Annotated in this window: 28 protein-coding genes, 1 tRNA gene and 1 pseudogene; 19 read left to right on the top strand and 11 right to left on the bottom strand. The window is 68.2% G+C overall.

Annotation, left to right across the window (positions count from 1 at the left end; all coding sequences use genetic code 11):
- Nucleotides 1–97: 97 nt before the first annotated feature.
- From OG205_RS36770 to OG205_RS36760, 3 genes are read left to right on the top strand one after another with little or no spacing between them, the layout of a single operon-like run.
- Nucleotides 98–1,147 (top strand): medium chain dehydrogenase/reductase family protein, encoded by a 1,050-nt coding sequence (locus OG205_RS36770; RefSeq protein WP_330272447.1) that lies wholly within the window; start codon nt 98–100, stop codon nt 1,145–1,147.
- A complete protein-coding gene (locus OG205_RS36765) occupies nt 1,144–1,602 on the top strand; it encodes a TetR/AcrR family transcriptional regulator (RefSeq protein ID WP_330272446.1) in 459 nt (152 codons plus the stop codon). The genes OG205_RS36770 and OG205_RS36765 overlap by 4 nt, the downstream gene beginning before the upstream one ends.
- 24 nt (nt 1,603–1,626) lie before the next feature.
- Complete coding sequence (locus OG205_RS36760; RefSeq protein ID WP_330272445.1) at nt 1,627–2,202, top strand: ABC transporter permease; 576 nt, start codon at nt 1,627–1,629, stop codon at nt 2,200–2,202.
- Nucleotides 2,203–2,206: 4 nt separating this feature from the next.
- Here OG205_RS36760 and OG205_RS36755 read toward each other — a convergent pair whose 3' ends face one another.
- Nucleotides 2,207–2,542 (bottom strand): nitroreductase/quinone reductase family protein, encoded by a 336-nt coding sequence (locus OG205_RS36755; RefSeq protein WP_330272444.1) that lies wholly within the window; start codon nt 2,540–2,542, stop codon nt 2,207–2,209.
- Between the two features lie 60 nt (nt 2,543–2,602).
- On the opposite strand from OG205_RS36755, the gene OG205_RS36750 reads away from it, so the two are divergent.
- Complete coding sequence (locus OG205_RS36750) at nt 2,603–3,217, top strand: TetR/AcrR family transcriptional regulator (RefSeq protein WP_330272443.1); 615 nt, start codon at nt 2,603–2,605, stop codon at nt 3,215–3,217.
- Between the two features lie 26 nt (nt 3,218–3,243).
- Here the strand turns inward: OG205_RS36750 and OG205_RS36745 are convergent, their stop codons facing one another.
- The 6 genes and pseudogenes from OG205_RS36745 to OG205_RS36720 form a co-directional block, all read right to left on the bottom strand.
- Nucleotides 3,244–5,919 carry an NACHT domain-containing protein gene (locus tag OG205_RS36745; protein ID WP_442916852.1) on the bottom strand — a complete coding sequence of 892 codons (2,676 nt, stop codon included), beginning with the start codon at nt 5,917–5,919 and terminating at the stop codon, nt 3,244–3,246.
- Between the two features lie 80 nt (nt 5,920–5,999).
- Nucleotides 6,000–6,260 carry a hypothetical protein gene (locus OG205_RS36735; RefSeq protein ID WP_030478439.1) on the bottom strand — a complete coding sequence of 87 codons (261 nt, stop codon included), beginning with the start codon at nt 6,258–6,260 and terminating at the stop codon, nt 6,000–6,002.
- The gene (locus tag OG205_RS36730) at nt 6,247–6,669 is read right to left on the bottom strand and encodes an MmcQ/YjbR family DNA-binding protein (protein ID WP_330272440.1); all 423 of its coding nucleotides are present in this window, start codon (nt 6,667–6,669) and stop codon (nt 6,247–6,249) included. The genes OG205_RS36735 and OG205_RS36730 overlap by 14 nt, the downstream gene beginning before the upstream one ends.
- Nucleotides 6,670–6,809: 140 nt before the next feature.
- Nucleotides 6,810–7,039, bottom strand: a pseudogene (locus OG205_RS46850) (glycosyl hydrolase family 18 protein); the annotation flags it as partial.
- Entirely contained in the window at nt 6,936–7,331 is a 396-nt protein-coding gene (locus OG205_RS36725) for a hypothetical protein (RefSeq protein ID WP_442916876.1), read from the bottom strand. The pseudogene OG205_RS46850 and the gene OG205_RS36725, both read right to left, overlap by 104 nt.
- A gap of 144 nt (nt 7,332–7,475) precedes the next feature.
- A tRNA-OTHER gene (locus tag OG205_RS36720) sits at nt 7,476–7,548 on the bottom strand.
- A 105-nt stretch (nt 7,549–7,653) separates the two neighbouring features.
- Between OG205_RS36720 and OG205_RS36715 the strand changes: the two genes are divergently transcribed.
- The 10 genes from OG205_RS36715 (at nt 7,654) to OG205_RS36670 (ending at nt 15,632) form a co-directional block, all read left to right on the top strand.
- Nucleotides 7,654–8,769, top strand: coding sequence for a J domain-containing protein (locus OG205_RS36715; protein WP_330272439.1), 1,116 nt, complete (start codon nt 7,654–7,656; stop codon nt 8,767–8,769).
- A 62-nt stretch (nt 8,770–8,831) separates the two neighbouring features.
- Nucleotides 8,832–9,398, top strand: a complete 567-nt coding sequence (locus OG205_RS36710) for an HhH-GPD-type base excision DNA repair protein (protein WP_093591464.1) — start codon at nt 8,832–8,834, stop codon at nt 9,396–9,398.
- 67 nt (nt 9,399–9,465) lie between these two features.
- Complete coding sequence (locus OG205_RS36705; protein ID WP_330272438.1) at nt 9,466–10,413, top strand: esterase-like activity of phytase family protein; 948 nt, start codon at nt 9,466–9,468, stop codon at nt 10,411–10,413.
- A gap of 37 nt (nt 10,414–10,450) precedes the next feature.
- Complete coding sequence (locus OG205_RS36700; RefSeq protein WP_330272437.1) at nt 10,451–11,821, top strand: serine/threonine-protein kinase; 1,371 nt, start codon at nt 10,451–10,453, stop codon at nt 11,819–11,821.
- A gap of 88 nt (nt 11,822–11,909) precedes the next feature.
- On the top strand, nt 11,910–12,371 hold the full coding sequence (locus tag OG205_RS36695; RefSeq protein WP_330272436.1) for a hypothetical protein: 462 nt from the start codon (nt 11,910–11,912) through the stop codon (nt 12,369–12,371).
- A gap of 111 nt (nt 12,372–12,482) precedes the next feature.
- Nucleotides 12,483–13,193 carry an ABC transporter permease gene (locus OG205_RS36690; protein ID WP_330272435.1) on the top strand — a complete coding sequence of 237 codons (711 nt, stop codon included), beginning with the start codon at nt 12,483–12,485 and terminating at the stop codon, nt 13,191–13,193.
- Entirely contained in the window at nt 13,186–13,983 is a 798-nt protein-coding gene (locus OG205_RS36685) for an ABC transporter permease (RefSeq protein ID WP_330272434.1), read from the top strand. The genes OG205_RS36690 and OG205_RS36685 overlap by 8 nt, the downstream gene beginning before the upstream one ends.
- Complete coding sequence (locus OG205_RS36680; protein WP_330272433.1) at nt 13,980–14,951, top strand: ABC transporter ATP-binding protein; 972 nt, start codon at nt 13,980–13,982, stop codon at nt 14,949–14,951. The genes OG205_RS36685 and OG205_RS36680 overlap by 4 nt, the downstream gene beginning before the upstream one ends.
- A gap of 45 nt (nt 14,952–14,996) precedes the next feature.
- Nucleotides 14,997–15,344 (top strand): hypothetical protein, encoded by a 348-nt coding sequence (locus tag OG205_RS36675; RefSeq protein ID WP_319975015.1) that lies wholly within the window; start codon nt 14,997–14,999, stop codon nt 15,342–15,344.
- A 96-nt stretch (nt 15,345–15,440) separates the two neighbouring features.
- Nucleotides 15,441–15,632 carry a DUF1918 domain-containing protein gene (locus OG205_RS36670; RefSeq protein ID WP_319975014.1) on the top strand — a complete coding sequence of 64 codons (192 nt, stop codon included), beginning with the start codon at nt 15,441–15,443 and terminating at the stop codon, nt 15,630–15,632.
- Here the strand turns inward: OG205_RS36670 and OG205_RS36665 are convergent.
- Both OG205_RS36665 and OG205_RS36660 read right to left on the bottom strand, forming a co-directional pair.
- On the bottom strand, nt 15,629–16,450 hold the full coding sequence (locus OG205_RS36665; protein ID WP_330272432.1) for an inositol monophosphatase family protein: 822 nt from the start codon (nt 16,448–16,450) through the stop codon (nt 15,629–15,631). The two genes, OG205_RS36670 and OG205_RS36665, sit on opposite strands and share 4 nt — an antisense overlap.
- Before the next feature lie 15 nt (nt 16,451–16,465).
- A complete protein-coding gene (locus OG205_RS36660) occupies nt 16,466–17,446 on the bottom strand; it encodes a malate dehydrogenase (RefSeq protein ID WP_090067175.1) in 981 nt (326 codons plus the stop codon).
- Between the two features lie 140 nt (nt 17,447–17,586).
- Between OG205_RS36660 and OG205_RS36655 the strand changes: the two genes are divergently transcribed.
- Entirely contained in the window at nt 17,587–18,138 is a 552-nt protein-coding gene (locus tag OG205_RS36655; RefSeq protein WP_330278307.1) for a pentapeptide repeat-containing protein, read from the top strand.
- A gap of 96 nt (nt 18,139–18,234) precedes the next feature.
- On the opposite strand, the gene OG205_RS36650 is transcribed toward OG205_RS36655, so the two are convergent.
- A complete protein-coding gene (locus OG205_RS36650) occupies nt 18,235–20,943 on the bottom strand; it encodes a glycohydrolase toxin TNT-related protein (RefSeq protein WP_330272431.1) in 2,709 nt (902 codons plus the stop codon).
- Nucleotides 20,944–21,081: 138 nt separating this feature from the next.
- On the opposite strand from OG205_RS36650, the gene OG205_RS36645 reads away from it, so the two are divergent.
- Genes OG205_RS36645 through OG205_RS36635 form a run of 3 tightly spaced genes read left to right on the top strand, consistent with a single transcriptional unit; the run spans nt 21,082 to nt 23,154 of the window.
- Nucleotides 21,082–22,002 (top strand): DMT family transporter, encoded by a 921-nt coding sequence (locus OG205_RS36645; RefSeq protein WP_330272430.1) that lies wholly within the window; start codon nt 21,082–21,084, stop codon nt 22,000–22,002.
- A complete protein-coding gene (locus OG205_RS36640; RefSeq protein WP_330272429.1) occupies nt 21,999–22,847 on the top strand; it encodes a bifunctional methylenetetrahydrofolate dehydrogenase/methenyltetrahydrofolate cyclohydrolase in 849 nt (282 codons plus the stop codon). The genes OG205_RS36645 and OG205_RS36640 overlap by 4 nt, the downstream gene beginning before the upstream one ends.
- A gap of 13 nt (nt 22,848–22,860) precedes the next feature.
- Nucleotides 22,861–23,154: a DUF3017 domain-containing protein gene (locus tag OG205_RS36635; RefSeq protein WP_330278306.1), complete on the top strand. Its 294-nt coding sequence runs from the start codon at nt 22,861–22,863 to the stop codon at nt 23,152–23,154.
- Here the strand turns inward: OG205_RS36635 and OG205_RS36630 are convergent.
- Nucleotides 23,144–23,713, bottom strand: a complete 570-nt coding sequence (locus tag OG205_RS36630) for a TetR/AcrR family transcriptional regulator (protein WP_330272428.1) — start codon at nt 23,711–23,713, stop codon at nt 23,144–23,146. The genes OG205_RS36635 and OG205_RS36630 overlap by 11 nt on opposite strands.
- A 72-nt stretch (nt 23,714–23,785) precedes the next feature.
- On the opposite strand from OG205_RS36630, the gene OG205_RS36625 reads away from it, so the two are divergent.
- Nucleotides 23,786–24,349 carry a dihydrofolate reductase family protein gene (locus OG205_RS36625; RefSeq protein ID WP_330272427.1) on the top strand — a complete coding sequence of 188 codons (564 nt, stop codon included), beginning with the start codon at nt 23,786–23,788 and terminating at the stop codon, nt 24,347–24,349.
- The last annotated feature ends 51 nt before the right edge of the window (nt 24,350–24,400 follow it).

Here is a 24,400-nt window from a genome sequence, read left to right as displayed (position 1 = left end):
CCATACACCTGAAAGTTTATGGGTGTTAGGCCTTGCGCTCTTAGACTTACGGGCGTTAGCTTATATCCGTAAGCACAGCCGAGACCGAGGAGCCACGATGAACGCCACGACCGCCACCACCCGCGCCACCGAGATCGTTCTGCCCGGTGTGGTCGAGCCGGACGGCCTGCACGTCCGGGTTCGCGACCTGCCCGCGCCGGGCCAGGGTCAGGTCGTCCTGCGGATGAACGCCACGGGCGTCTCGTTCGCCGAGCAGCAGATGCGCCTGGGCAAGTACTACAACCAGCCCGCGTTCCCGTTCGTGCCCGGTTACGACGTGGTCGGCACGGTCGTCGCCGCAGGTCCCGGCGTCGACCGCGACCTGCGAGGACACCGGTTCGCCGTGGTCACGAAGGTCGGCGGGTGGGCGAGCCACCTGATCGTCGAGGCAGCCGACCTGGTGCCGGTGCCGGACGGCGTGGACGCGGCCGCCGCCGAGACCGTCGTGGTCAACGGCGTCACGGCCTGGCAGATGATGTACCGCACGGCGAAGGTCAAGCGCGGCGACACGATCGTCGTGCTGGGCGCGAACGGCGGCGTCGGCTCGACGCTGGTGCAGCTCGCCCGCCACGCCGGCATCAAGGTGATCGGCACGGCCTCCGCCCGCCACCACGACGCGGTCCGCGAGCTCGGCGCGATCCCCGTCGACTACCGCGACCCGAACATGTACGACCGGATCCGCGAGATCGCGCCGGACGGCGTCGACGCGGTGTTCGACCACGTCGGCGGCCCCGCGCTGCACGACTCCTGGCGGCTGCTGCGCCGCGGTGGCGCGCTGGTCAACTACGGCTCGGCCGCGACGAAGGACGAGCCGGGCAGCGGCACGATGGCGGTGCTCAAGCTCTTCGGGCAGCTGATGGTGTGGAACGTGCTGCCCAACGGCAAGCGCGCGGGCTTCTACAACTTCTGGGCGGGCAAGCGCTTCGGCCTCACCGCGTTCCGCGCTCGCCTCCGCGAGGACCTCACGCAGGTGCTCGGCCTGGTCGAGACGGGCGTGCTGACGCCGCAGATCGCCGCGCGCATCCCGTTGTCGGAGGCGGCCTCCGCGCTGGCGCTGGCCGAGTCGCGCACGGTGCTGGGCAAGGTCGTCATCGTCCCGGAGCCGTGAGCAGGCAGGGCTGCCGCCAGTTGATCGTGGCGGCGGCGACCGTCCTGATCGACCGGGACGACGCCGTGACGCTGCGGGCGGTGTCCCGTGAGGCGGACGTCCCCACCTCCGCGATCTACCAGCAGTTCCCCGACGTGCCGGCGATCTTGCTGGCCGTGTGCCACGAGGCCTTCCGCGAACTGGAAGCCGTCGTTCTCGCCGCACCCGACGCCTACGCGGCAGGCCTCGCCTACCTGGACTTCGCCGTCCTGCACCCCCGCCGCTACCGCGTGATGTTCGGTGCGGCCGACCTCTCCGAGCAGGCGCTGCGGCTGTTCACCCGAGTCCTCGCCGACTCCGACCGCGCCATGACGTTCTGGCTGGGCCTGCACGGCCTCGCCGACCAGCGCGCCTCGATCCGCCGCTCGTCCCAGTTCCTCGTCATCGCACCGCGCCTGATCAGTTCACTCGTCTGATCCGACCTTCCGGGAGTCCCCACCATGAACGCCACCGCACTTCGCGTCACCACCGTCGCGTCCACCGAGGTCGACAACCGCGCCGCCTACCTGGGTTTCGCGTTCGCCTACGTCTTCGGTCACGGCGCCGCGCTGCTCTCGAAGTCCGGCGCGGTCCTGATGCCCTCGTGGCTGCCCATCGGGCTGCTCGCCACGGGCCTGCTCGCCGGCACGGTCTTCGCCATGACCGCGTCGCTGCGTGCCCAGCGAGCGGCTTCCGAAGCGCGGCGACGAGCCGAGAAGCTCGTCGGGATGGCCTGGCTCACCGGGTTCACCGCGCTGGCGTTAGCGGTCACGGGCGTGAGCACGGTGTTCGACAAGCCAGAGCTCCAGGGCGTGCTCTGGCCCGCCGGCTCGACCATCGTCGTCGGCCTGATCTACATCGCCGAGGGAGCCATCCGCGGCAACGCCCTGCACTACAACCTGGGCACCTGGCTCATGCTGGTCGCCGCCGCGACGCTGTTCATCCCGGGAGCCGGTTTCTTCGGCACGCTGGCCGTGCTGGGCGGCGGCGCCTACCTGCTGGCGGCGTTCCTGGAGCGTCGTCGCCTTGCCGCGTAAGGCTTTACAGCTGCACTCGCACCGTGACACGACCCTTGTCGTCACGGTGCGATGTCGCATGTCCGGTCCGGTCGGCGCCATCGAGTTCGAGCGTCAACGGACCGCCCGCGTCCTCGAAGTTGCGCCACCACACCTTCGCGTCCGGCATCATCACGCGGATCTCGACGACATCGCCTTTGCGTTGGTAGCCAACGGGTGTGCTGATCGTCCGGCCGGATCGCCTGCCCGTGTAGGTCACGACCGTGAGGCTTTTGCGCACGAGCTTCCCGACGAGCGGCGCGTCACGCAGTCCGACGATCCACTTGTTGACCGTGCGCACCATCGGTCCCTGAACTCTCATGCCTTCCAACGTAGCCTGCTAAGTGGAGACCCCCGTCCGCTTGAGGCGAAGTGAGAAGAAGTGACCGCTGAACCGTCTCAGATGCGCACCGATGCCCGCGAGAACCGGGCGCGGGTGCTGGCCGTCGCCCGCGAACTGTTCGCCGAACGCGGACTGGAGGTGCCGATGGCCGCGATCGCACGCCGTGCCGGAGTCGGCGTCGCCACGCTGTACCGGCGCTTCCCGACCAAGGAATCACTGATCTTGGAGGCCTTCGCCGAGCAGTTCACGATCTGCCAGGGCGTCATCGACGACGCGTTGCGCGACCCGGACCCGTGGCACGGGCTCCGCACGGTGATCGAGAAGGTGTGCCTGCTGCAGGCGGCCGACCGCGGGTTCACCGCCGCGCTCACAGCCTCGTTCCCCGAACTGCACGCCGGGGCACGCGAGCGGACCTGGGAGAAGTTCGCGGCGTTGGTGCAGCGGGCGAAGGACAGCGGGCAGCTCCGTGCCGACTTCTCGCCGCACGACCTGACGCTGGTGCTCATGGCCAACGGCGGGCTTGCCGGCGTGCCCGTGGAGGTCGCGACGGCCGCCTCCCGGCGCCTGGTCGCGTACCTGCTGGAGTCGTTCCGGAGTGGCACGGACGTGCTGCCGCCGCCCGTGCCGCTCAGCCTGGACCTCGTGCTGACCTGATCAATTCGACGCGGAAGTCACGCCTGTCAAGGCGTGACGACCAGGTCGGGCCTGTCGCGCTTGAGTTCGTTCAGGATCTGCCGGAATCCCGGACCTGTCCCCACCGCCGAAACCCTCCGCAGCGAGCCGCGCCACTTCTCGATCCCTTCGAACGAGCGCAGCGTGCAGTTCTCGAACCTCAGATCCACAACAGACTCGGCGAAACCGAGCGACCGCACGTTCTCGAGATCCGATTTGTGGATTGCGAGTTCCGCGAGATGGAACCTCGATCCGATCATTCCCAGACGCTCCTCCGGCCAGCCGTAAAGCCTCAATTTCGCCACTTGAGGCAGAACACGGAAGCCGTGCACGAACTCGACGTCATCGCCGAAGAACTTGAGATCGAGCTGGTTGAGTTTCAGATATCTAGCAGCGCTCAGAGTACGGATGTCATTCACGTACCAGCTCGTTCGTTTCGAGGTCGCGAGCACGACTTCACCGAACGTACGCTCGTCGAACAAGTTCATGCAGTTCAGGAGTTCGTCGAAGACCTGGTCACGAGCATCCGATGCGTACGTCGCCAGCACCGGCAGGGCCTCGTCGAGCCTGGTGAGTCCCAACGTTCTGATCGTTGCCCTGACCTGGTCGATCGTCTGAGGCTGACACCCAGCCAGGAGGTCGAGGACGTACTCACCCGCAGACGCGATCGCCTTCGCCTGCCCCATTGCCGGTGGCAGCAGGCTCGAAGTCTTCATCTCGATCTCACGTCGGAGCGACGGATCCAGTTCAGGCACGGTCTCCAGCGAGGCCAACACGAGCAGCTGAAGATCACCGCGCTTCAGAAGACCGTGGAGCAGTTCCTCACGCTGCCGCTGCGACGCGTGTCCCACCGCCATCACCACGACCTCGTGCCACTGATCCAGGTGCGCGTTCTGGACGACAGTTCCCACGTCGTCGATGTTCATCGCGTCCTGCGCGGCCAAATACTCCTGGAAAGTCCGGTGGATGAAGTCCACGCGCCCGTCGACCGGTTCGCGGAGCAGGCCGGTCCGTTCCAGAAGGTAACGATAGAGATCCTTGTTCCCTGCTTTGACCTGCGGCATCAGATGGACTCGCTGCGCGATTCGGTAAAGCGCCCTCGGTACGTCGACGTCGGTGTACCCGTTGCGGATGAGCCAGTAGGCCAGATCGGCCAGCAACAACAACTTCTCGGTTCTTCCCAGGCCCTCGACCGCGTTGATCCCGCGTTCGACGTCGCGACGTTCCAGCAACATCTGCAGGGCAACGTCGTACAGTTCCATGCGGTTGGACGGCAGAGTGGCTCGACGATCTTGGTGCAGGGCGCACAGCAACGCGCACAGCAGCGGGTAACCAGCGAGCTTGCGCAGGTGGGCGCGACCGGCGAGCAGTCCGAGCAGTCCCTCTTCGTATTCGTGGAGCTTCTGTCTGGACTCGTCGTCAACGCAGGCCAACTGCATCGCCGCGTGCCAACGAGCGACGAACAGCCTCACGTCGCTCCTGCTCATCGGCTGCAGGTCCATCACAGCGAACTGCTCGTCACCCAGCCACTGCGGAGGAGCGCCACCCGGCCGGGACGTGATGATCACCCGGCTCCGCGGAAACGCGCCGATCAGGTCCCGCAGCCACGTTCGCGCCTCATCACGCCGCTCCACGACGAGCTCGTCCACACCATCGATCAACAGGACCGCGTTGCCGTCGCGCAGCTTGTCCTGGACCCACCCACGCGGCATCTCGTCCGCGATGTGTCGACCCACCTCGTCGAGGAATCGTTCCGGCGTCGGCAGGTCCCGGTTGGCGTACCTCCGGAGCGGCACGAAGAAGGGGATCGTGCCGTTCCAGTCCGCCAACGCCTCCGGGAAGTCGCCCAGCGCACTGCGCACCGCAACCCATTGAAGCAGGGTCGTCTTGCCGAGCCCGGCATCTCCTCGGATGAACACGCGTCGCCTGCCTGCGAGCAATTCCTCGATGCGACGCAACGAAGTCGGGGCATCATCGGTGGAGGCGGTGAGGCTGATGTACGCGACCGACAACGGGTATCTGCGACTCACATCGGCGAGCGTCACACCGAACAGCTCGACGCGATCCAGTTTGCGCGCCACGAGTTGCCGGTAGTCGTAGTCGAAGCCAGCACTGCGATCGCGCTGCGGCAGGCGCGCAAGCACCGCGCGGATGCCGTCGAGCATCTCGCGGTCGCGCCGAAGGAGTTCGGTGAGGGCGTTCGTCGAGAACGCCGGCAGACCCCGCGAAATCTCGATCACGTAGCCGCAGCACTCCCGCATCAGCAGGTCGTACAACGCGGTTGTGTCAGCGGAAAGCAGCCTGGTGCGATCCGCGGTGCGGCGCCGGATCGAACGGTCCAGGTGACCTGCGTCGAGGTCCGCGGCGAAAAGGTCTGCCGTGTCCAGCACCGCTTCGTCGAACGTGTCCCGCACCGCGTCGATGGCCGCGAGCTGCTCGTTCTCCTCCAGCCCGCAGAACTCCGCCTCGATGATGGGCTCGAGCCGATCGACCACCGCTTCCGCGAAGCCGTCCAACAAGCGCGTGAGCTTTCGCTTGTCTCGTTCTTTCGTGAACTTGGCCGACAGCTGGTCGACGGTGGCACCGCCGACCTCTGCGAGGACCTTATTGTCGCCGAGCCAGAGCTTGGTCGCCGTGCGCACAGCGACCGTGCCGAGCGCGATCAGCGCGGTTTCGACGGGCATCAGCCCATCCAAACTCATTCGGGGCCGCACAGAGCTACAAGCGCGCCCGACTACCCCGAAAGCACCAACGCCGACCAGTGTTAGCCGGGGTGGGCGCCGACGGTGTCGCGGATCATCGCGCCGAGGTCGGCGGAGCCCATCCGCGCGCAGTGGGCGCAGCAGAAGAACTTGCCCTCCACCTCCACGCCGTGCCCGATCACGCGGCAGTCGCAGTGCTCGCAGCGCGGCGCCAGCCGTTGGATCGCGCACTCGAAGCTGTCGAACGTGTGCACGCCGCCGCCGACGGTGCGCACCTCGAAGGCCATCCAGTACTCGTTGCCACAGACGTCACAGGTCGCCATGCGCGGAAGACTGCGGCAGGTCAGCCGGGTCGGCAACTCGAACGTCGAGCCGCGCGACCAGCGTCTTCGGGGCAATCACCCGATAGGCGTCCTCGACTAGATCCGCGACGACGTCCCAGTCGACCGGCACGTCCAGGTACACGCCAAGCCAGCCGCGGTGGCCGACGTACGGCGGGCGGAAGTAGTTCTCCGGCGCTTGGGCGACGAGGGTTTCCTGGACGCCAGGGCCCGCCGCGCACCAGAACGCGCTGCGGTCGTCGTGGTGGTGGTCGGCTGAGGTCACGAAGGTCTTCTTGCCGCGGACGAACCAGGTGGGTTCGCCGTGACTGAGGCGTTCCGTCACCTCTGGCAGTGCGAGACAGAGGCGGCGCAGGTGTTCGAGCGCGTCCACCCGGACATCCTGCGTCATCTCACCCGTCCACGCAGGTCAGTTCGGGATTCACGCTTCGGCGACAATCCTGCGAGACAGCGCCACCAGCATTCTCGCGGCGGCGAGCGCCGTACCGGCGGAGGTGCCGAGCTACGGATGCTGATCTCGTGAACCCCGTGGCCGGGCACGGTGGCCGGCGTGTCGTAGCTCCACCATTGGCTGCCGCACTTGGCGTACGCGGTGCCGGCGACGGTTCCGTTGACGGGACAACGGTCTTGAGCACCTTGTAGTCCTCGATGCCCGCCTCATATGTGCCAGGCGCGGCGCCGGTCGCCGTGCCGCCGGGCGCCGCCTGGGTGACGCCGGTCCAGCCGCGGCCGTAGAAACCGAGGCCCAGCAACATCTTGCTCCCACGTGTCCGGCGTACCGTCCACAGAGGACGCCGCGTCGTAGAACCTGTCGTAGTCCGCACAGGTGTCGCCGAGCACGCAACGGCCACCGCTCACGTTGCCGAACGCGTAGTTGATGTGCGTGAGCTTGCTCGCCGAGCCGGACGAGCGGATGTTCTTCACGTGGTAATTGCGCTGGTAGACGCCCCATTGCACGAAATAGCCGACGACGCGTTTCGCGATCGCCCGCGCGCCGATCTCCTGCTGTCGCGCGGCTTGCGCCGGGGGTGCCGCGAGGCTCGCTGCCGTCAATGGTCGAACCGGACCCACGGCCGGGCCGTACAAGGAGGGAAGATGCGGCGAGAGCGAAGAAAGGACCCGGGGTGTGGGGTGTCCCCGCTGTGACGGCGATCGACGCGGTTCACGCTCTCCGCGAACAGAGATCCCCTGAGAGAGCGGGACCGGCCGGATTCGAACCGGCGTTCTCCCTCCGTTCGGAGGGCGCGTCAACCACTGCGCTACAGGCCCCTCGCCACCGCGACCTTCACACTAGTCGGCGAACTGCGGGCCGTATGCCCTGCGAAAGTGTTGGACCCAATAAGGTTCACGGACCAACCCCGAACTGGACGGTGTCGTGCCCGGGATCGACTACTACGAGTTGCTCGGTGTCAACCGGGGCGCCAGTGCCTCGGAGATCAAGTCGGCCTACCGCTCTCTCGCCAAGGTCATGCACCCCGACGCGGGTGGGACGTCTGGCGGCTTCCGGCTGCTCCAGGAGGCCTACGAGACGCTGAAGGACCCGGTCCGGCGCGCCGACTACGACCGCCCGGCCAGGCCGGCGCCCACGGTCGTCCGCCCGCAGACACGCCCGCGACCTCGACGAACAGGCCACACAGGCCGTCTTCGGGACTTCGGCGACGACCCGAACTACGCGGCGCCACGCCCCCGCGTCGACCTCGGCTCGATGGAGTGGTGGCACCGCATCGACCTCGGTGCGCGCGTCCGCTACGTCCCCGCCACCGGCCTCGGCCACGCCCCCGCAGCGGCCGCGATCGGTGGGTGGTTCGTCCTGCTCCTCCCGTTGGCGATGCCGCTGTCACCGCTGCTCCTGGCCGTCTGGCTGCCACTCGTGGCGGGCGCCGGTTACGGGGCGTTCCGACTGGTGCGCCGCTACATGACGGTCGCGCGGGCCGAACGGGCGTTCGCCGGCGAGTACGACGGCAACACGATTTTCGGCCGTCCGGGTGAAAACAGACGCGAACGGCTGACCGCCGGACTGCTCACGGAGTACATGACGCAGCTACCGGGCGTGCGCATCTTCCACGGCCTCGCCTGGCCGGGCTCGGTCTTCACCGACATCGACCACGCCCTGCTCTGCGGCCGCCGCCTGGTCCTGATCGAGTCGAAGTCGTGGCTGCCAGGCCACTACTACTGCGACGAGGACGGCGAACTCTGGCGCAACGGCCACCCGTTCCGCGGTGGCGGCTCACAACTGCTCGACGGCGTGGAGCGCTTCGCCGAACTCCTGCCGTGGCTGGAGATCCGCGGCGCCCTGATCGTCTACCCGAGCCGCGCCGGCGAGGTCACCTGCGACGACGACCTCGACTTCGACGTGCCGCCGATGACCCCGGAGCAGTTCGTCAGCGAGATCGGCGACTGGCTGGCCGACGACCCGGCCACCGTCGACCGCGAGGCCCTGCGCGCCCTGGTGCGCCAGGTGATCTCCGAAGTCCGCGTGGCCGGCGCCTGACCGCACCCGGACGACCGACCGGCGTGAGGCCGGACGGAGCAGTTCGTGTCAGGATTGCCGCCATGACCCGCACGTTGTGCCTCGCGCAGAACCCGGACGCGGACGCACTCCTCGCGTCGGACATGTTCGCCCTGCTGACTGGGATGCTGCTGGACCAGCAGATTCCGATGGAGAAGGCGTTCTCCGGCCCCAAGGTCCTCGCCGACCGCATGGGCGGCCTGGACGTGCACCGCATCGCCGAGGCCGATCCGGAGGCCTTCGCCACGATCATGGCCACGCCGCCCGCCGTGCACCGGTTCCCCGGTTCCATGGCCAAGCGGGTGCAGGCGCTGTCGCAGTTCGTCGTCGAGACCTACGACGGCGACGTGACGCGGATCTGGGCCGACGGGGACGGGGCCGCGGTGTTCAAGCGGCTCAAGGCGTTGCCGGGGTTCGGCGATCAGAAGGCCAAGATCTTCCTGGCCCTTTTGGGCAAACAGTTCGACGTCACGCCCGCCGGGTGGCGTGAGGCGGCTGGGCACTACGGGGACGAAGGAAGCCGACGTAGCGTCGCTGACGTGCGCGATCAGAAGTCGTTGCTCGAGGTCCGCGACTTCAAGAAGGCCGCGAAGGCCGCCGCCAAGAAGTAGCACGACTGTTCATCGTCTGGTGCACTGGACGTCCGCCGCCAGCCCGAACGAGGTGCCATCTTGCCTCGTGAGAGAAGGGGCGTTTGCGTTGCGCATCAAGGCGATTGGCGTTTTCACGGTCCTGGCGCTCGGTCTGGGTGCCACGGCGGCTGACGCTGCCACCACGTGGCCCGGTGACTCGGCGACCAAGACTGCTGACGGCACGAACGTGTTCGGCAAGAACCTCAGCGGGTTGTCGTTCGAGAGTGCCGGCGTTGTGTGGGCGGTGAAGAACGGGCCTTCCACGCTCTACCGGCTCGTGCCGAGCGGCAGCACGTGGAAGGTCGACTCGAAGAGGTCGCTCAAGTTCAAGAACGGGAAGGGCGACCCGGACGCCGAGGGTGTGGTGAGCACGCCGGACGGGCTGTTCGTCGTCACCGAGCGGGACAACGACAACGGTGACGTCAGTTCGCCGATGGTGTTGAAGTTCGGCAGTGGCAGCAACGCGTCGGCCGAGTGGAAGCTGCCCGGGATGCCGTCGGTCGACCCCAACGACGGGCCCGAGGCGATCTCGTGGATTCCGGACTCGTTCCTGACCTCGCAGCAGTTCAAGGACGACACCGGCAAGCTCTACGACCCCGCCGACTACCCCGCGCACGGGACCGGGTTGTTCGCGGTCGGGCTGGAGGCCACGGGCGGGATCTTCCTGTACGCGCTGCAGGACGGCGGGGCGAAGCTGGTCTCGAAGTTCGCCGGCGGGCAGGCGCAGGTGATGGACCTGGAGTGGGAGAACAACAGGCTCTGGGCCACCTGCGACAGCAACTGCAGCGGGCGGGCGACGACGCTTGCGATCAGTGACGGCAAGTTCAAGGTGACGGCGACGTACGACCGGCCGTCGAAGCTGCCGAACGTGAACCTCGAGGGCTTCGCGATCTCGCCGAGCTGTGTGAGCGGCAAGAAGGTCGTGCTGTGGTCGGACGACGACAACACGAGCAGTCACGCGCTCAGGAGCGGTTCGCTGAACTGCACGGCCTAGAGGTGGATTGTCGGGGTGCGGAACTATGCTCCCGCGCGTGACCGCACCCCACATCCCCGGCCTGACCGACCTGAGACCGTTGGGCGCGGGCGGGTTCGCCACCGTCTACACCGCCCACCAGGCACAGCTCGGTCGTGACGTCGCCGTCAAGATCGACAACCGGGTGCTCGTCGACGAACGCGACCGGAGGCGGTTCCTGCGCGAGGCGCAGGCGGCGGCCAAGTTGTCGGGCCATCCGCACGTCGTCGGGGTGCACGACGCGAACATCACCGGCCAGGGCACGCCGTACATCGTGATGGAGCTGTGCACGGGCGGGTCGCTCGCCGACCAGCTCGACCGGCAGGGGCGGTTGCACCCCGACCAGGTGCGGGATCTCGGCATCAAGCTCGCCGACGCACTGGCCGCCGCGCATCAGGCAGGCGTGCTGCACCGGGACATCAAGCCCGGCAACATCCTCGTCGACCGCTACGGCACTCCGAAGCTGGCCGACTTCGGGCTCGCGGCGCTGCTCGACGCGCAGGGCGGCAGCACGGTCACGCGTGACGCCCTGAGCCCCAGCTACGCGCCGCCCGAGGCGTTCGCGATGGCCGAGCCGACGCCGCAGGCCGACGTGTACAGCCTCGCCGCGACGCTCTACACGTTGCTCGCGGGCAAGCCGCCGCGTCCGGTGCCGTGGCCGATCACGTCGTTCGACCAGCTCGGCGAGATCCTGCGCCGGCCCGTGCCCGCGGTGCCGGGGGTGCCGGTCGCGTTGCACGAGGCTCTGGCGAGGGCGCTGCACCCGGACGCGAACCTGCGCACGCCGAGTGCCGCACAGCTGCGCGACGAGCTGGTCGACCCGATGCGGATGCCGACCGTGCCGGTCCCTCCCCCGCCCAAGCGCAGGACGTGGCCGTTGGTCGCCGCGGCCGGGCTGGTCGTCGCGATCGTGGCGGGCGTGCTCGTGTGGAACCTCTTCGACAAGGACAAGGCAGAAGCCCAAGGGCCTGGAGCGGCGACGACGCAGCAGGGCGGCGCCGAGGACGTTCCGCCGTTCCTCATGGTGTGCGGCGACAAGTTCTGCGTCGACAAGTCCACCTGCTACGGCGGAATCACACATTCCGGCGGCAACGCCCCCGTCGCCCGTCGTCGTGGAAGCTGCGCTGAAGAGCACTACTGGGAAGCCTTCGCGGGCGGATGGCTGTCCGGCGAGCTTCCCGTCGCTGACCCCGACGACCTGGCGAAGTCCCCCGAGCTCGCGAAGACGTGCACGTCCGAGGTCATGAAGGCCAATACGAGACAGGGTGTGGACACGGCCGGATGGGAGATCACCGCGGTCGGTTTCAAGGACGGTACCCGCAACTACTACCTGTGCTTGGCCAAGAACCCTGAGGTCGGCGAAGACGTGACGAGCGCGTTCGGCAGCTGACTATGATCCGCTGGACAAACATCCTGGGGGGATCATGAAGAAGCTTCGCGCTCTTGTCGCGTGCCTTGCCGTCGCAGGCTCTCTGATCGTGAGCACCCCGGCAGCGCAGGCGGCCGGGAGTTGCTACCAGTCCGGCGGGCAGGCCGGGTATGGAACGACCTACACCTGCAACATCTGGCGCACCAACCACCAGTGGGCCATGTGGGGCCCAGGCACCATCACTCCCGTGGGCAACGTCGACGGCGTGCTCAACGCGGGCAACAGCTGGTTCATCTGCCAGCGCACGTTCGGGATCACGCTGACGTACGGGGTCAACGGCAGCCCTGATCTCGTCAACAACTGGTTCGGCTACACCCTGGGAGACAACGGGTACTGGGGCTGGGTCAGCGCGACGCACTTCTCCGCCGGAGGGAACATGCAGGCGGTTCCCGGACTCGGCTACTGCCCGGCGGGGTTCGGCGACACGCAGACCTATCCCGGTGAGCGGCCGAGGCCGGTCAACTGGCAGATCCCGGGTCCCGACAGGGAGAAGAAGATCCAGATCTCCTAGAAAATCCACTTGCGACGGTCGGTAACGTAGACCGACGTGCGTGTTCACGCCGATTTGATCATTGCTGGATTCCGAAGGTACTCGACCTACCGACAAGCGATGCTGGCCGGAATGACCACGAACGTGGTCTTCGGCCTGCTGCGAGTCGCCGTTCTCGTCGCCGCGCTCAAGGCGGCGAACGGTGAAATCGCGGACTACAACGTCGCTGCCACCAACACTTACGTCTGGATCGGGCAGGGGCTGCTCGGGTTCATCCTGTTGTGGGGAACCAACGAGCTCGCCGAGCGCGTGCGATCCGGTGACGTGGTGGTAGACCTCTACCGGCCGTGGAACCTGCAAGGCGCCCTTCTCGCGGAGGACGTCGGGCGGGGCGGTTTCGCGTTCCTGACGCGGCTCGTCCCGCCGATGGTGTTCGGCATGCTGCTGTTCCCGTTCCAGTTCCCCGAGAACGCGGTGCAGTGGCCGTTGTTCCTGGTCAGCGCACTCATTGCGCTGGTGATCTGCTTCGGCTGCCGGTTCCTCATCGACATCAGCTCGTTCTGGCTGATCGACAACCGGGGGCTCTACGGGTTCTGGAACGTCTCGTCCGGCCTGCTGTGCGGGCTGACGGTGCCCATCGCGTTCTTCCCCGAGTGGGCTCGCGACGTGCTCTGGATGACGCCGTTCCCCTCGTTGCTGCAGGCGCCGATCGACGTGTTCCTCGGGCACGGCGATCCGGTGAAACTCCTGCTCCTGCAGGCGTTCTGGGCCGTGGTCGTCCTGGCGGCCGGCCACTTCACGCTGCAACGAGCGGTGCGCAAGGTGGTGTTGCAGGGTGGCTGACGTCATCTATCCCAGGCTGATCGGCGCACGGCTGAGAAGCCAGATGTCCTACCGCGCGTCGTTCGCGCTCGACCTCGTCACGCAGGTGCTGGCGCAGTGGATCGAGCTGGTCGTCATCCTCGTGCTGTTCGGTCACATCAGCGCGCTCGGCGGGTTCACCAAGGACGAAGTGCTGCTGATGTACGCGTTCGCCGGCTGCGCGTTCGGCATCGCCGACCTCTTCGCCGGGCAGCTCGACAACCTGCCGAACTACATTCGCACCGGCACTTTCGACGTGCTGCTGATGCGGCCGCTCGGCACGCTGCCGCAGATCATGGTGTCGGACGTTCGCCTGCGCAGGCTCGGGCGCATCATCGGCGCGATCGCCGTGATGGTCTACGCGCTGACGCACGTCGGCATCGGCTGGACACCCGCGAAGGTCGCGCTGATCATCGCCACGCCGCTGGCCGGCGCGGTCATCTACGGCGCGGTCTGGGTGGTGGCCTGCTCGGTGTGCTTCTGGATCGTCGAAGGTCGTGAGTTCGCCAACGCGGTCACCTACGGCAGCAACACCTTCACGTCGTACCCGATCAACGTCTACTCGCGGCCGCTGCGCTGGCTGATGGCGTTCGTCGTGCCGGGGGCGTTCGTCGCGTACTACCCGAGCCTCGCGCTGCTCGGGAAGCAGGATCCGCTCGGCCTTCCTGGCTGGGTCGGCTGGACATCACCGCTCGTCGCGGGGCTGGCGGCGGTCGTCGCCGGGTTCGTGTGGCGGTTCGCGGTCAGGCACTACCGGGGAACGGGATCATGATCGAGGTCAGGGAACTCCGCAGGGAGTTCAAGGTCGCCACGTCGAAAGGCCTGCGGCGCAACTACAAGACCGTCACGGCGGTGGACGGCGTCACGTTCGACGTGAAGGCCGGGGAGGCCGTCGGATACGTCGGGCCGAACGGCGCCGGCAAGTCCACGACGATCAAGATGCTGACCGGGATCCTGGTGCCGACCAGCGGCCACATCAGGGTGAACGGCGTGGACTCGTCGAAGCAGCGGCGTGATCTCGCGAAACGCATCGGTGTCGTGTTCGGCCAGCGCAGCCAGCTCTGGTGGGACCTGCCGCTCAAGGACAGCTTCGACCTGCTCAGGTCCATCTACCGCGTGTCAGCGGAGGACTACCGGAAGCGGCTCGACGAGTGCGTCGAACTCCTTGGCCTGCAAGAGCTTCTGATCACACCAGTGAGGCAGCTCTCACTGGGGCAACGGATGCGTGGCGAGATCACCGCCGCTCTGCTGCACGCCCCTGAGCTCCTGGTGCTGGACGAGCCGACGATCGGCCTGGACCTGGAGTCCAAGGAACGCCTCAGGGAGTTCCTCGCGGACATCAACACCCGCCGTGGCACAACACTTCTGCTCACCACGCACGACCTCGACGACATCGAACGGCTGTGCCCGCGGCTGATGGTGATCGACCACGGCCGGGTGCTCGCCGACGGACCGCTGGACGAGCTGCGCGCCGAGGTCACCCCTGACCGCGAGCTCGTCATCGACCTCAGGGAACCCGGCCCGGCACCGGACGTCCCTGGAGTAACGGCGGTGCGCAGCGAGGCCAACGGATTGCGACACCACCTCACGTTCAGGAGAGCGGAGACGACGGCGGCGCAGTTGATCACCCAGGTGGTGCGGCAGGTGGAGGTCCACGACCTCGCCGTCGTGGAGCCGGAAATCGACGACGTCATCCGCAAGCTCTACCAACGGCAACTCGATCAAGACGTACGTCGGTAGAGTCATAAGCAACGAATCCGGACACATCGGGCACAAGGAGAGCGAATGCGCCTAGTTGGACCGCTTGCCGCTGCTGTCATCGCGTTGGGCAGCTTGACGGCGTGCGACACGATCCAGGGCGTCAGCGACACCGCGGACAAGGTGAAGTTGTGCGCCGACGCGATCTCGCTCCTGGGCTTCTCGCCGGACATGAGCGACCCGCAGAAGGCTCTGGAAGAGACCCAGGCCAAGGCGAAGGAGCTCGAGACCCTCGCGAACTCCTCGCCGGACGAGAACGTGAAGAAGGCTCTCGAAGAGGCCGCGAACGGCATGCAGAACGTGAACTCCGCGGCGGACTGGGTGGCCCAGAAGGCCGACCTCGCCGCGAAGGTCTCCTCGGCTTGCGGCGGATGAGCACTTGAGCCCTGTTGCGCGCCTCCGGTGTCGGCCTAGGCTTTAACGCGTTCGACGCGCCAAGCCTCGGCCGCACACCGGAGGTGTTGCAGCACCATGCAAGCAACAGTGGGTGACAGGCTCCATGTCCACAGCCGCTCCATCGGCCTCGAGGAGCGCCTCGGCGAGATCCTCGAGGTGCGCGGGAGCGACGGGCATCCGCCGTACCTCGTCCGCTTCAACGACGGTCACGAGGGCCTGGTGTTCCCCGGCCCCGACTGCGTCGTCGAGTCGCGGGGCACCATCTAACCCAGCACGGTCGCGATGAGCTCCTCGGCCAGCTGAGGAGTCGCTGCCGCCACGCCTGACCACCGGTGGGTCAGGTCGGGTTCGAACGTGAACGGCCGTCCGCGCAGGTCGACCAGCACCCCGCCCGCGGCGGGGACGGTGACCAGCGCCGTCGCGAGGTCCATGATCCGGTGCGTGTCGCTGCCCGGATCGATGAACGCGTCGACCGTGCCTTCCGCGACCAGCATGGTCTCCAGGCATGTCGTGCACAGCACACGGATGCGATCGGCGCGGTTCGCGATGCGCAGCCACGCGTCCTGAGTGCCTTTCTTGGGACGCATGATGCACACGGACGCGCCGTCCAGCGTCGTGCGTCCGGTGGTGCGGAACGACGTCGGCACTCCTGCGCGCGCATGCCACGCACGGCCCGTGTCGAACCACGTCGTGAGAGCTTCTTTTGCCGTGCCGTCTTCGACGAGTGCACCAGCGAAGCAAGAGAGAGGGACGCCGAACGCGGCGTTCGCGGACCCGTCGACCGGGTCGATGACCAGGGTGATCGAGGAACCGTTGTCGACGAACCCGGCTTCCTCGGAGAGCAGGTTCACGCGATTGCGGTGGATGGACTCCAGGATCGCGTCCTCGACGATGCGGTCGACGAGCATCGTCGGTGTTCCGTCCGCGCCGTCCGCCACTTCTTCGCGGAGCTCGAGGCGCGTGTGCAGAGATCGGGCACGCCCGTACGCCGCCGACGCCGCGCGGGCGGCATCAGCGAGCGCAGGGTGCACGTCATCGGAGAGCTGTGGCTGGGGAACGTCCCACGGGATCAGCACGTTCCCCACACTGCCACGAAAAACTCAGATCAGGCCGAGGCCCTTGACCGCGTCGCGCTCCTCGACGAGCTCGGCGACCGAGGCGTCGATGCGGCCGCGGGAGAACTCGTCGATCTCCAGGCCCTGGATGATCTCGTAGGAACCACCCGAGGTGCGGACCGGGAACGACGAGATGATGCCCTCGGGTACGCCGTACGAACCGTCCGACGGAATGGCCATCGAGGTCCACTCGGTGCCGTTGACCCAGTCGTAGACGTGGTCGATGGCGGCGTTCGCGGCCGACGCGGCGGAAGACGCGCCACGGGCCTCGATGATCGCCGCGCCGCGCTTGGCGACGGTCGGGATGAAGTCGTTCTCCAGCCACGCCTGGTCGTTCACGGCCTCGGCGGCGGTCTTGTCGCCGACCTTGGCGTGGAACAGGTCCGGGTACTGGGTGGCCGAGTGGTTGCCCCAGATCGTCATGTTCTGGATGTCCGTGACCGCGACGCCCAGCTTCTTGGCGAGCTGCGACAGGGCGCGGTTGTGGTCCAGACGCGTCATCGCCGTGAAGCGCTCGCGCGGGACGTCCGGCGCGTGCTGCTGGGCGATGAGGGCGTTGGTGTTGGCCGGGTTGCCGACCACGAGGACCTTCACGTCGTCAGCGGCACCGGCGTTGATCGCCTCGCCCTGCGGCTTGAAGATGCCACCGTTGGCTTCGAGGAGGTCGCCGCGCTCCATGCCCTTGGTGCGGGGGCGGGCGCCGACGAGCAGGGCCACGTTCACACCGTCGAACGCGGTCTTCGCGTCGTCGGTGATCGTGATGCCCTTGAGCAGCGGGAAGGCGCAGTCGTCCAGCTCCATCGCGGTGCCCTCGGCGGCCTTCAGCGCGGGGGTGATCTCCAGCAGCCGCAGGTTGACCGGGGTGTCCGGGCCGAGCAGGTGGCCGGAAGCGATGCGGAAGAGCAGTGCGTAGCCGATCTGGCCGGCTGCACCGGTGACAGTGACGTTCACGGGCGTGCGGGTCATGAGCCTTCCCGAATGACGGTCCTCGTTGACGTCGGGCAGGTCGCCCGGCGACCCGCACGTTACCAACACGTGGCCGATGGCAGAGTGTGAGAGTGGACATCCCCGACGAAGAGATCGGCGAGGACTACGCCGACGCCGTCATGCCCGGTCAGCACTGGGAGAAGCGGTCTTTCACCGACTGCGACTTCACCGAGGCCGACCTCCGCGAGCTCGTCACGACGGGGTGCACGTTCACCCGGTGCGACTTCACCCGGACGGATCTCGGCGAGTCGAAGCACCAGGCGACGGCGTTCCGTCAGTGCACCTTCGACCGCACCGTGCTGACGCGGTCGTCGTTCGACTCGTGCAGCCTCATGGGGTCGAACTTCGTCGACTGCGTGCTGCGGCCCGTCACGTTCACCGAGGTGGACTTCACGCTGGCGTCACTCGTGAAGGCGCCGCTGTACGACCTGAAGCTCAGTGGTCAGCGGTTCCGCGAGACGAACCTCGTCGAGGCGGACCTGCGCAACACCGACCTGAGCAAGGCGGACCTGATGGGCGCGCGGCTGCTCGACACCAAACTGGAGGGCGCCGACCTGCGCGGGGCGATGGTGGACGCGAACGGGCTCCGGCAGGCCAAGCTCGCCGGAGCCCTGATCGACATCGACCAGGCGATCGCGTTCGCGGCCGCCTACGGCCTAGTCGTGTCGTGAGGACGGGTGGATGCGCCGGCTCGTCGTGCTGGAACCGCCGCTGACATGGCTGTGGCCGGGATCCGTGCGGATCCCGGCCACCTCAGAACCAAGCGGTCAGTGGTCGGCTGATCCCGTGATCTCCACGAGAACGCCGTCCGCCACCATCTCCTCGACCGCCTTCGGCAGCAGGTAGGCGGTGCCGCCACCGGGCTGCTCGAACCACGGCACGGCCACGCCCGTCAGCACCTCGAGCGGGCGGCGCAACCGGTACACGCGGTACGGGCGGTTGATCCACGACGGCACGAGGCTGCGTTCCGGGAACGGCGTGCCCGCCACGTAGACGAGGTTGCCGCTCTGGTCGCCGTAGCGGTCGATCTCGGTGCCCGCCGGCAGCTCGAACATCTGCTTGTGGCGGAACAACGTCAGCGGCGGCTCGCCCGCGAGCGGCGAGATCGGGAACTTCCGCTTCGACGGTTCCTCCTGCGCCACGGCGGCGGCGACCGGCGAGGGTGCCGGGGCCTGCTGCGGTGCGGGTGGCGGAACCGGCTGCACCTTCGTCGGGGCCGCGGCCGGGGGCAGCGGCGCCTGCTGCACCTGCGTCGGAGCCTGTGCCTGGGGCTGTGCTTGAGGCTGTGCCTGAGGCATCGGCGGGCGCTGCGGGGGAACGGGCCGGCGCGGCTCCTCGCGGAAGCCGTTGGTGATCGGCCTCGGCGCAGGAGGCGGAGGCGTCCGCGGAATCGTGCGGAAGTTGCCCAGCACCAGCCTGCCGACCAGGTACGCCGACGCGTCCTCGACCTTGTCGAACCGCACGGGGTTCTTCGGGCCGTGGTCGAACCAGCACACCTCCCAGCTGTCACCGTCGAGGCGCAGCGTCCAGGTGCGGTCGGCGGGTTCGCCGCCGATCCGGAACACGCCGTGCGGCACGTTGAGGTCGTCGAGCGCGCGGCGGGTGCCCGCCAGCTCGCGGTCCTCCTCCTGCGTGACCTGCCGCGGCGGCTTGACCGGCTCCGGTTCCGGTTCCGGCTCGGGCTCCGGTTCGCTGAACAGCGCCGCGTCGAACTGGGTGGTCTCCTCGGAGCGCGTCGGCGCCGGCGGGGACACGGGAACCACGGGCACGATCGGCAGAACCTCGGCGACGGGCTCCGGCTCCGGTTCGAAGTGCGAGTCGAGCTGCGCCTCGAAGCGGTCCTCGAACTCCGGCTCGAACGCGGTCGCCTCGAAGGAGGTCGTGGACTCGATCTCCTCCTCGGCGAGGTCGGGCTCGTCCTCGGTCACCGCGACGACCGGGTGCTCCTCGGTGACCTCGGCCGGGCTCTCCAGAGGCTCGTCGAGGACCGGGCTCCACGCCATCGTGTCCTGCATGACGTCGCGCGGACGTTCCTCGGTCTCGGCGACCAGGTGGTCCGTGAGCTCCTCTTCGCGGTGGTGCGTGAGGAGCTCGGGCTCGTCCGGCCCTGCGGTGGGGATCTCGGGTTCCTCGGGGACGTCCACGTCTACGTGTTCGTCCTGGAGGTCAATTTCGTTCGGCTTCTCGGCGACGAACTCCGCGACCGGTTCCGGAGCCGGCTCCCGGACGGGCTCCCTGGCGGGCTCCCGGACAGGTTCCCGGACGGGCTCCTGCGTCTCGGCCTCGCTCGGGTGCGGGGCGAACAGGTCCATGCCCGCGCCGTACGTGTCGCGCAGGGTCCGGTCGTCGACGGTGCCGGGCATGCCGTCCGAGTCGAAGACGACCCGGTAGGGAGGGCCGTCGCCGGCCAGCGGCGGCACGGCCACCGCGAGCGTCTCGCCGAGGTCGTCGACGGGCTCGGGCTTGCGCTGCGGCTCCTCGACGACGGGCGGTTCGGGGTAGAACGGCTCGAAGTCGTACTCCTCCTCCGCGTCGTCCGCCGTCTCCGCCGCGGGGGCCTCGAACTTCGTGGCCTCGAACTTGGGGGCCGTGACGAACTGCGTCGCGTCCACCGAGGGCTCGGGCTCCGGTTCGGGCTCGACCGGCGTCGGCACCACGGTGCCGGGAGGCGCGGCGGGAGCGCCCAGGTTCGCCGCGGCGGCGAGCCTCGACTCCTCACTCACCTCCGGCAGGCTGAAACCGGCGGCACGGGCGCGTTCGACCAGCTCGGGCTCGGGCGGCACGCCGTACTTGCGCAGGTAGTACGCGACTCCGGCGGGCCAGATCCACGCACCGTCCGTCTGGAACCCCGACGGCACGACCGGCGGCGCGTCGGGGTGCAGCACGTCGTTGTCGAAGCCACGACCGGCCACGGCGACCGGCGCGTTCGACAGGTACGCGAGCAGCGGCGCGACCTCGGGCTCCGGCACCGGCGGCCGGTTGACCGACGGACGACCGTTCGGTCCGGCGCCGTCGAACACGCGGACGGTCCGGAACACCGGCGTCGGCGGGTTCAGCCTGCGGCGCAGCCACTCAGGGACGTTCTCCTCGATACGCGGGAAGAACCGCATCTCGTCGAAGTACGCCTGCTGGGGAGGTGGCGTCTGCCAGCTCGGCTCCGCGCGGTCGAAGTCGAGGTTGTAGCTGGAGGGGTGGTCGAGCTGGTACCGGGCATTGGTCCAGCTGCCCCGGCCCTCGCGGTGCATTCCGGCCCGCAGGCGCGCGAACAGCGAGGCCGCGTCCTGCGGCACCGCCCAGGCGCGTTTCGAGCCGTCCTGCAGCTTGAGTTCGGCCTCCAGTTCGAAGTACCGGCCGGTGGCGCGGTACTGCGCGGTGACACTGCGCCAGTCCTCTGGTGCGGCCCGCATCAGAGTCAGGCCGATCTGCTTAACCAGAGCGTCCTGCTCGGTAGGGTTCAACGGCTTCGGCTCGGACACGCCAACATCTTCCCCCGCAACTCGCCGGATCGCACACGTCCCCCGCCAATGCGCCGAACGGTGGAGACCCGACCATAACGCGGTGGACGTGCATGGTTAAAGCTGATCAAGAACACTTTCGTCCGATCTGGAGAACATGTGACGCGGTCCTCGCAGGTGACCGGTGGTCTGCTGGCGGCGGCGGGCGGAGTGGCCATCGCGGTCCAGGCGCGTGTCAACTCCTCGCTCGCGCAGTCGCTGGGCAACGGGCTGCTGGCGGCGTTGATCTCCTTCGCCGGCGGGTGGTTCGTGCTGCTCGCGGTGGTCCTGTCCCGGCAGTCCGGACGGGACGGGCTGCTGCGGCTGCGGGACGCGCTGCGGCACCGGCGCATCCGGTGGTGGGAGTGCGTCGGCGGCATCAGCGGCGCGGTGCTCGTCGGCTCACAGGGCCTCGCGGTCGCGACCATCGGTGTGGCGGTGTTCACGGTCGCGGTGGTGATCGGGCAGGTCGTGAGCAGCATGGTCATGGACAACCTCGGGGTCGGTCCCGGCGAGTCGAAGCCGTTTACAAAGACACGTGTCGTCGGAGCGGCCGTCGGTGTTATCGCCGTCACGATCGCGGTGTCGGACCGGTTCACGTCGCCCGGCGGGTTGTGGCTCGCGGTGCTGCCGCTGGTCGCGGGCCTGCTGATGGGCTGGCAGCAGGCGGTGAACGGGCTGGTGCGCGAGGCCGCGGTCAGCTCCGTGGCGACGATCCTGGTGAACTTCAGCGTGGGCACGGCGGCGTTGGCGCTGGTCAACGCCGTGACGTGGAGTGGCGTGCCCGGCGCGTTCCCCTCGCAGTGGTGGCTGTACCTCGGCGGGTTGCTGGGCATCGTGGGCGTGGGCGGCGCGATCACGTCGGTGCGGTTCATCGGCGTGCTGATGGTCGGGTTGTGCGGCGTGTCCGGGCAGCTCATCGGGGCCGTGCTGCTCGACGCGGTGAGCGGGCACCTGGCGTTGCCGACGGTCATCGGCGTGGCGCTGACGCTGGTGTCGGTGGGCATCGCGGCCCTGCCCAATGGGAGGATGAGGACGTGACTGCGACGCTGCTCAACGGCAACGAAACCCGGAACGCGCTGTTCGAGGACCTCAAGGTGCGGGTCGCCGCGCTGCCCGGCCCGGTCGGTCTCGCCACCGTGCTGGTCGGCGACGACCCCGGCTCGCACTCGTACGTCAAGGGCAAGCACCGGGCGTGCGAGAAGGTCGGCATCAAGTCCATCCGGCGCGACCTGCCCGAGTCGATCACGCAGGAGGAGCTGGAAGCCGTCATCGACGAGCTGAACGCGAACCCCGAGGTCACCGCGTACATCGTCCAGCTGCCGCTGCCCAGGCACCTCAACGCGAACGCGATCCTGGAGCGCATCGACCCGGCCAAGGACGGCGACGGCCTGCACCCGGTCAACCTCGGCAAGCTCGTGCTCGGCGAGGACGCGGCGCTGCCCGCGACGCCGCGCGGCATCGTGGAGCTGTTGCGCCGCTACGACGTGCCGATCGCCGGCGCGAACGTCACCGTCGTCGGCCGTGGCGTCACCGTGGGCCGCCCGATCGGCCTGCTGCTGACCCGCCGCAGCGAGAACGCCACCGTGACGCTGTGCCACACCGGCACCAAGGACCTGGCGGCCGAGGTGCGCCGCGCGGACATCGTGATCGCCGGTGCCGGCAGCCCCGGCCTGATCACCGCGGACATGGTCAAGCCCGGCGCGGCCGTGGTCGACGTCGGCATCACCCGCACCGAGGCCGGTCTCGTCGGCGACGTGGCCCCCGAGGTCCGTGAGGTCGCCGGCTGGCTCGCCCCGATCCCCGGTGGCTCCGGCCCGATGACCGTCGCGATGCTGCTGACCAACACCGTCGAAGCCGCCGAGCGCGCCAATGCAGCGGTCTGACGCAGAGGCGCTCATGCCGGAACAGCGCTGGCGCTCAGGTCCCGCGAAGCACCTGCCGTTCGCGCTGGTGCTCGGGGTCGGCGCGCTCGGGCTGGTGCGGATCTTCCAGTACCACTGGCGGCAGGGCGCCGTGCTGCTCGGTGTGTCGTTGCTGGTCGCGGCCGTGCTGCGGATCCTCGTGACCGACGAGCAGGCGGGTCTGATCAAGATCCGCGGCCGTGGCATGGACGCGTTCCTGTACTCGACGCTGGGCATCGTGGTGATCGCCGTCGCTCTGACGATCACCGGCGGCCCGCTCAGCCGATAGCCCGGTCCACCATGACCTCGACCAGCTCGTCGAGGTCCATGGTGGCCACCACGTCCGGCAGCGTCAGCCGCTCGTAGATCAGCCCCGTCATCGCGAAGTACAGCGAGACGACGGTCATCCGGTCGCCCGGCAGCTTCGACTCCTCGTTGAACGCGACGTTGGCCTCGATGTTCTCGGCGATCGTCCGCGTGAGCGCCTGCCGGATCTCCGGCCTCCTGGTGGCCTCCAGCCGCAGCTCCATCATCGCGAGGTAGCAGGCCTTGTCGGCGTCCGCCCGCTTGATGATGTCGTGCATGAACTTCACCGTCAGCGACCTGTCGCGCGGCATCGCCAACGACTGGGCGACCGACTCGTCGGACGGCATGAGCCGGTCGTGCACTCGCGTCATGACGCTCGACATCAGCTCGTCGCGGTTCGCGAAGTAGTTCGACGCCGTGCCCGCCGGCACCCGCGCCTTCGCGTCGATCGCGCGGTAGGTCAGCCCCCGCGCACCCTCTTCGGCCAGGACGTCGATCGCCGCGTCCAGCAGAGAAGTTCGCCGTGCCTCGTTCCGGACCACGATGCCTCCTTGACAACCACTACAGCCATAGTACTACAGTTGTCGTGGTTGAACGAGATCCAGGGGGTTTGCATGCGAAAGCTCGTCTACTACGTGGCCGTCACGCTGGACGGTTACATCGCGGCCGAGGACGGGACCTTCGACGGGTTCGTCTTCGAAGGCGACCACATGGAGGGCATCAACGCCGTGTACGCGGACACGCTGCCCACCCAGTTCCGCGAGGCGCTCGGCCTGCAGGACGCGCCGAACCGGAACTTCGACACGGTCCTGATGGGCCGCAACACCTATCAGGTGCCCGGCGGCCTGGCCTCGCCCTACGCGCACCTGCGCCAGTTCGTCGTGACGTCCCAGGCGCTCGACACCCCGGACGACGTCGAACTGATCGGCGAGGACGTCGTCGGGCGTGTGCGCTCACTGAAGGCGGAGGACGGCCTCGACATCTGGCTGTGCGGCGGCGGCAAGCTCGCGGGCGAGCTCCTGCCCGAGATCGACAAGCTGCTGCTCAAGATCCACCCGGTGGTGTTCGGGCGCGGCATCCCGTTGTTCGACGGGAAAGCCGACATCACGAAGTTCCAGCGCACCAACGCCCAGCTGTTCGAGAGCGGGGTCTCGTTCATGACCTACGAACGCCCCTGAAGCACGCCTGCGGTCACCCAGTGGTCTGAACCTCGTGTGCAACCTCCGGCA

Source organism: Lentzea sp. NBC_00516 (assembly GCF_036346835.1).
Classification (GTDB): domain Bacteria; phylum Actinomycetota; class Actinomycetes; order Mycobacteriales; family Pseudonocardiaceae; genus Lentzea; species Lentzea sokolovensis.
Note: the sequence above shows the minus strand (reverse complement) of the source record. Positions and strands in the feature narration are given on the sequence as shown.

Coding starts and splice junctions, on each gene's coding strand:
- OG205_RS36670 (WP_319975014.1), top strand. CDS start 15,441: ATGCAAGCAACAGTGGGTGACAGGCTCCATGTCCACAGCCGCTCCATC.
- OG205_RS36625 (WP_330272427.1), top strand. CDS start 23,786: ATGCGAAAGCTCGTCTACTACGTGGCCGTCACGCTGGACGGTTACATC.
- OG205_RS36730 (WP_330272440.1), bottom strand. CDS start 6,669: ATGACGCAGGATGTCCGGGTGGACGCGCTCGAACACCTGCGCCGCCTC.
- OG205_RS36770 (WP_330272447.1), top strand. CDS start 98: ATGAACGCCACGACCGCCACCACCCGCGCCACCGAGATCGTTCTGCCC.
- OG205_RS36680 (WP_330272433.1), top strand. CDS start 13,980: ATGATCGAGGTCAGGGAACTCCGCAGGGAGTTCAAGGTCGCCACGTCG.
- OG205_RS36710 (WP_093591464.1), top strand. CDS start 8,832: ATGACCCGCACGTTGTGCCTCGCGCAGAACCCGGACGCGGACGCACTC.
- OG205_RS36745 (WP_442916852.1), bottom strand. CDS start 5,919: ATGCCCGTCGAAACCGCGCTGATCGCGCTCGGCACGGTCGCTGTGCGC.
- OG205_RS36660 (WP_090067175.1), bottom strand. CDS start 17,446: ATGACCCGCACGCCCGTGAACGTCACTGTCACCGGTGCAGCCGGCCAG.
- OG205_RS36755 (WP_330272444.1), bottom strand. CDS start 2,542: ATGAGAGTTCAGGGACCGATGGTGCGCACGGTCAACAAGTGGATCGTC.
- OG205_RS36760 (WP_330272445.1), top strand. CDS start 1,627: ATGAACGCCACCGCACTTCGCGTCACCACCGTCGCGTCCACCGAGGTC.
- OG205_RS36690 (WP_330272435.1), top strand. CDS start 12,483: ATGACCACGAACGTGGTCTTCGGCCTGCTGCGAGTCGCCGTTCTCGTC.
- OG205_RS36735 (WP_030478439.1), bottom strand. CDS start 6,260: ATGGCGACCTGTGACGTCTGTGGCAACGAGTACTGGATGGCCTTCGAG.
- OG205_RS36675 (WP_319975015.1), top strand. CDS start 14,997: ATGCGCCTAGTTGGACCGCTTGCCGCTGCTGTCATCGCGTTGGGCAGC.
- OG205_RS36655 (WP_330278307.1), top strand. CDS start 17,587: ATGCCCGGTCAGCACTGGGAGAAGCGGTCTTTCACCGACTGCGACTTC.
- OG205_RS36635 (WP_330278306.1), top strand. CDS start 22,861: ATGCCGGAACAGCGCTGGCGCTCAGGTCCCGCGAAGCACCTGCCGTTC.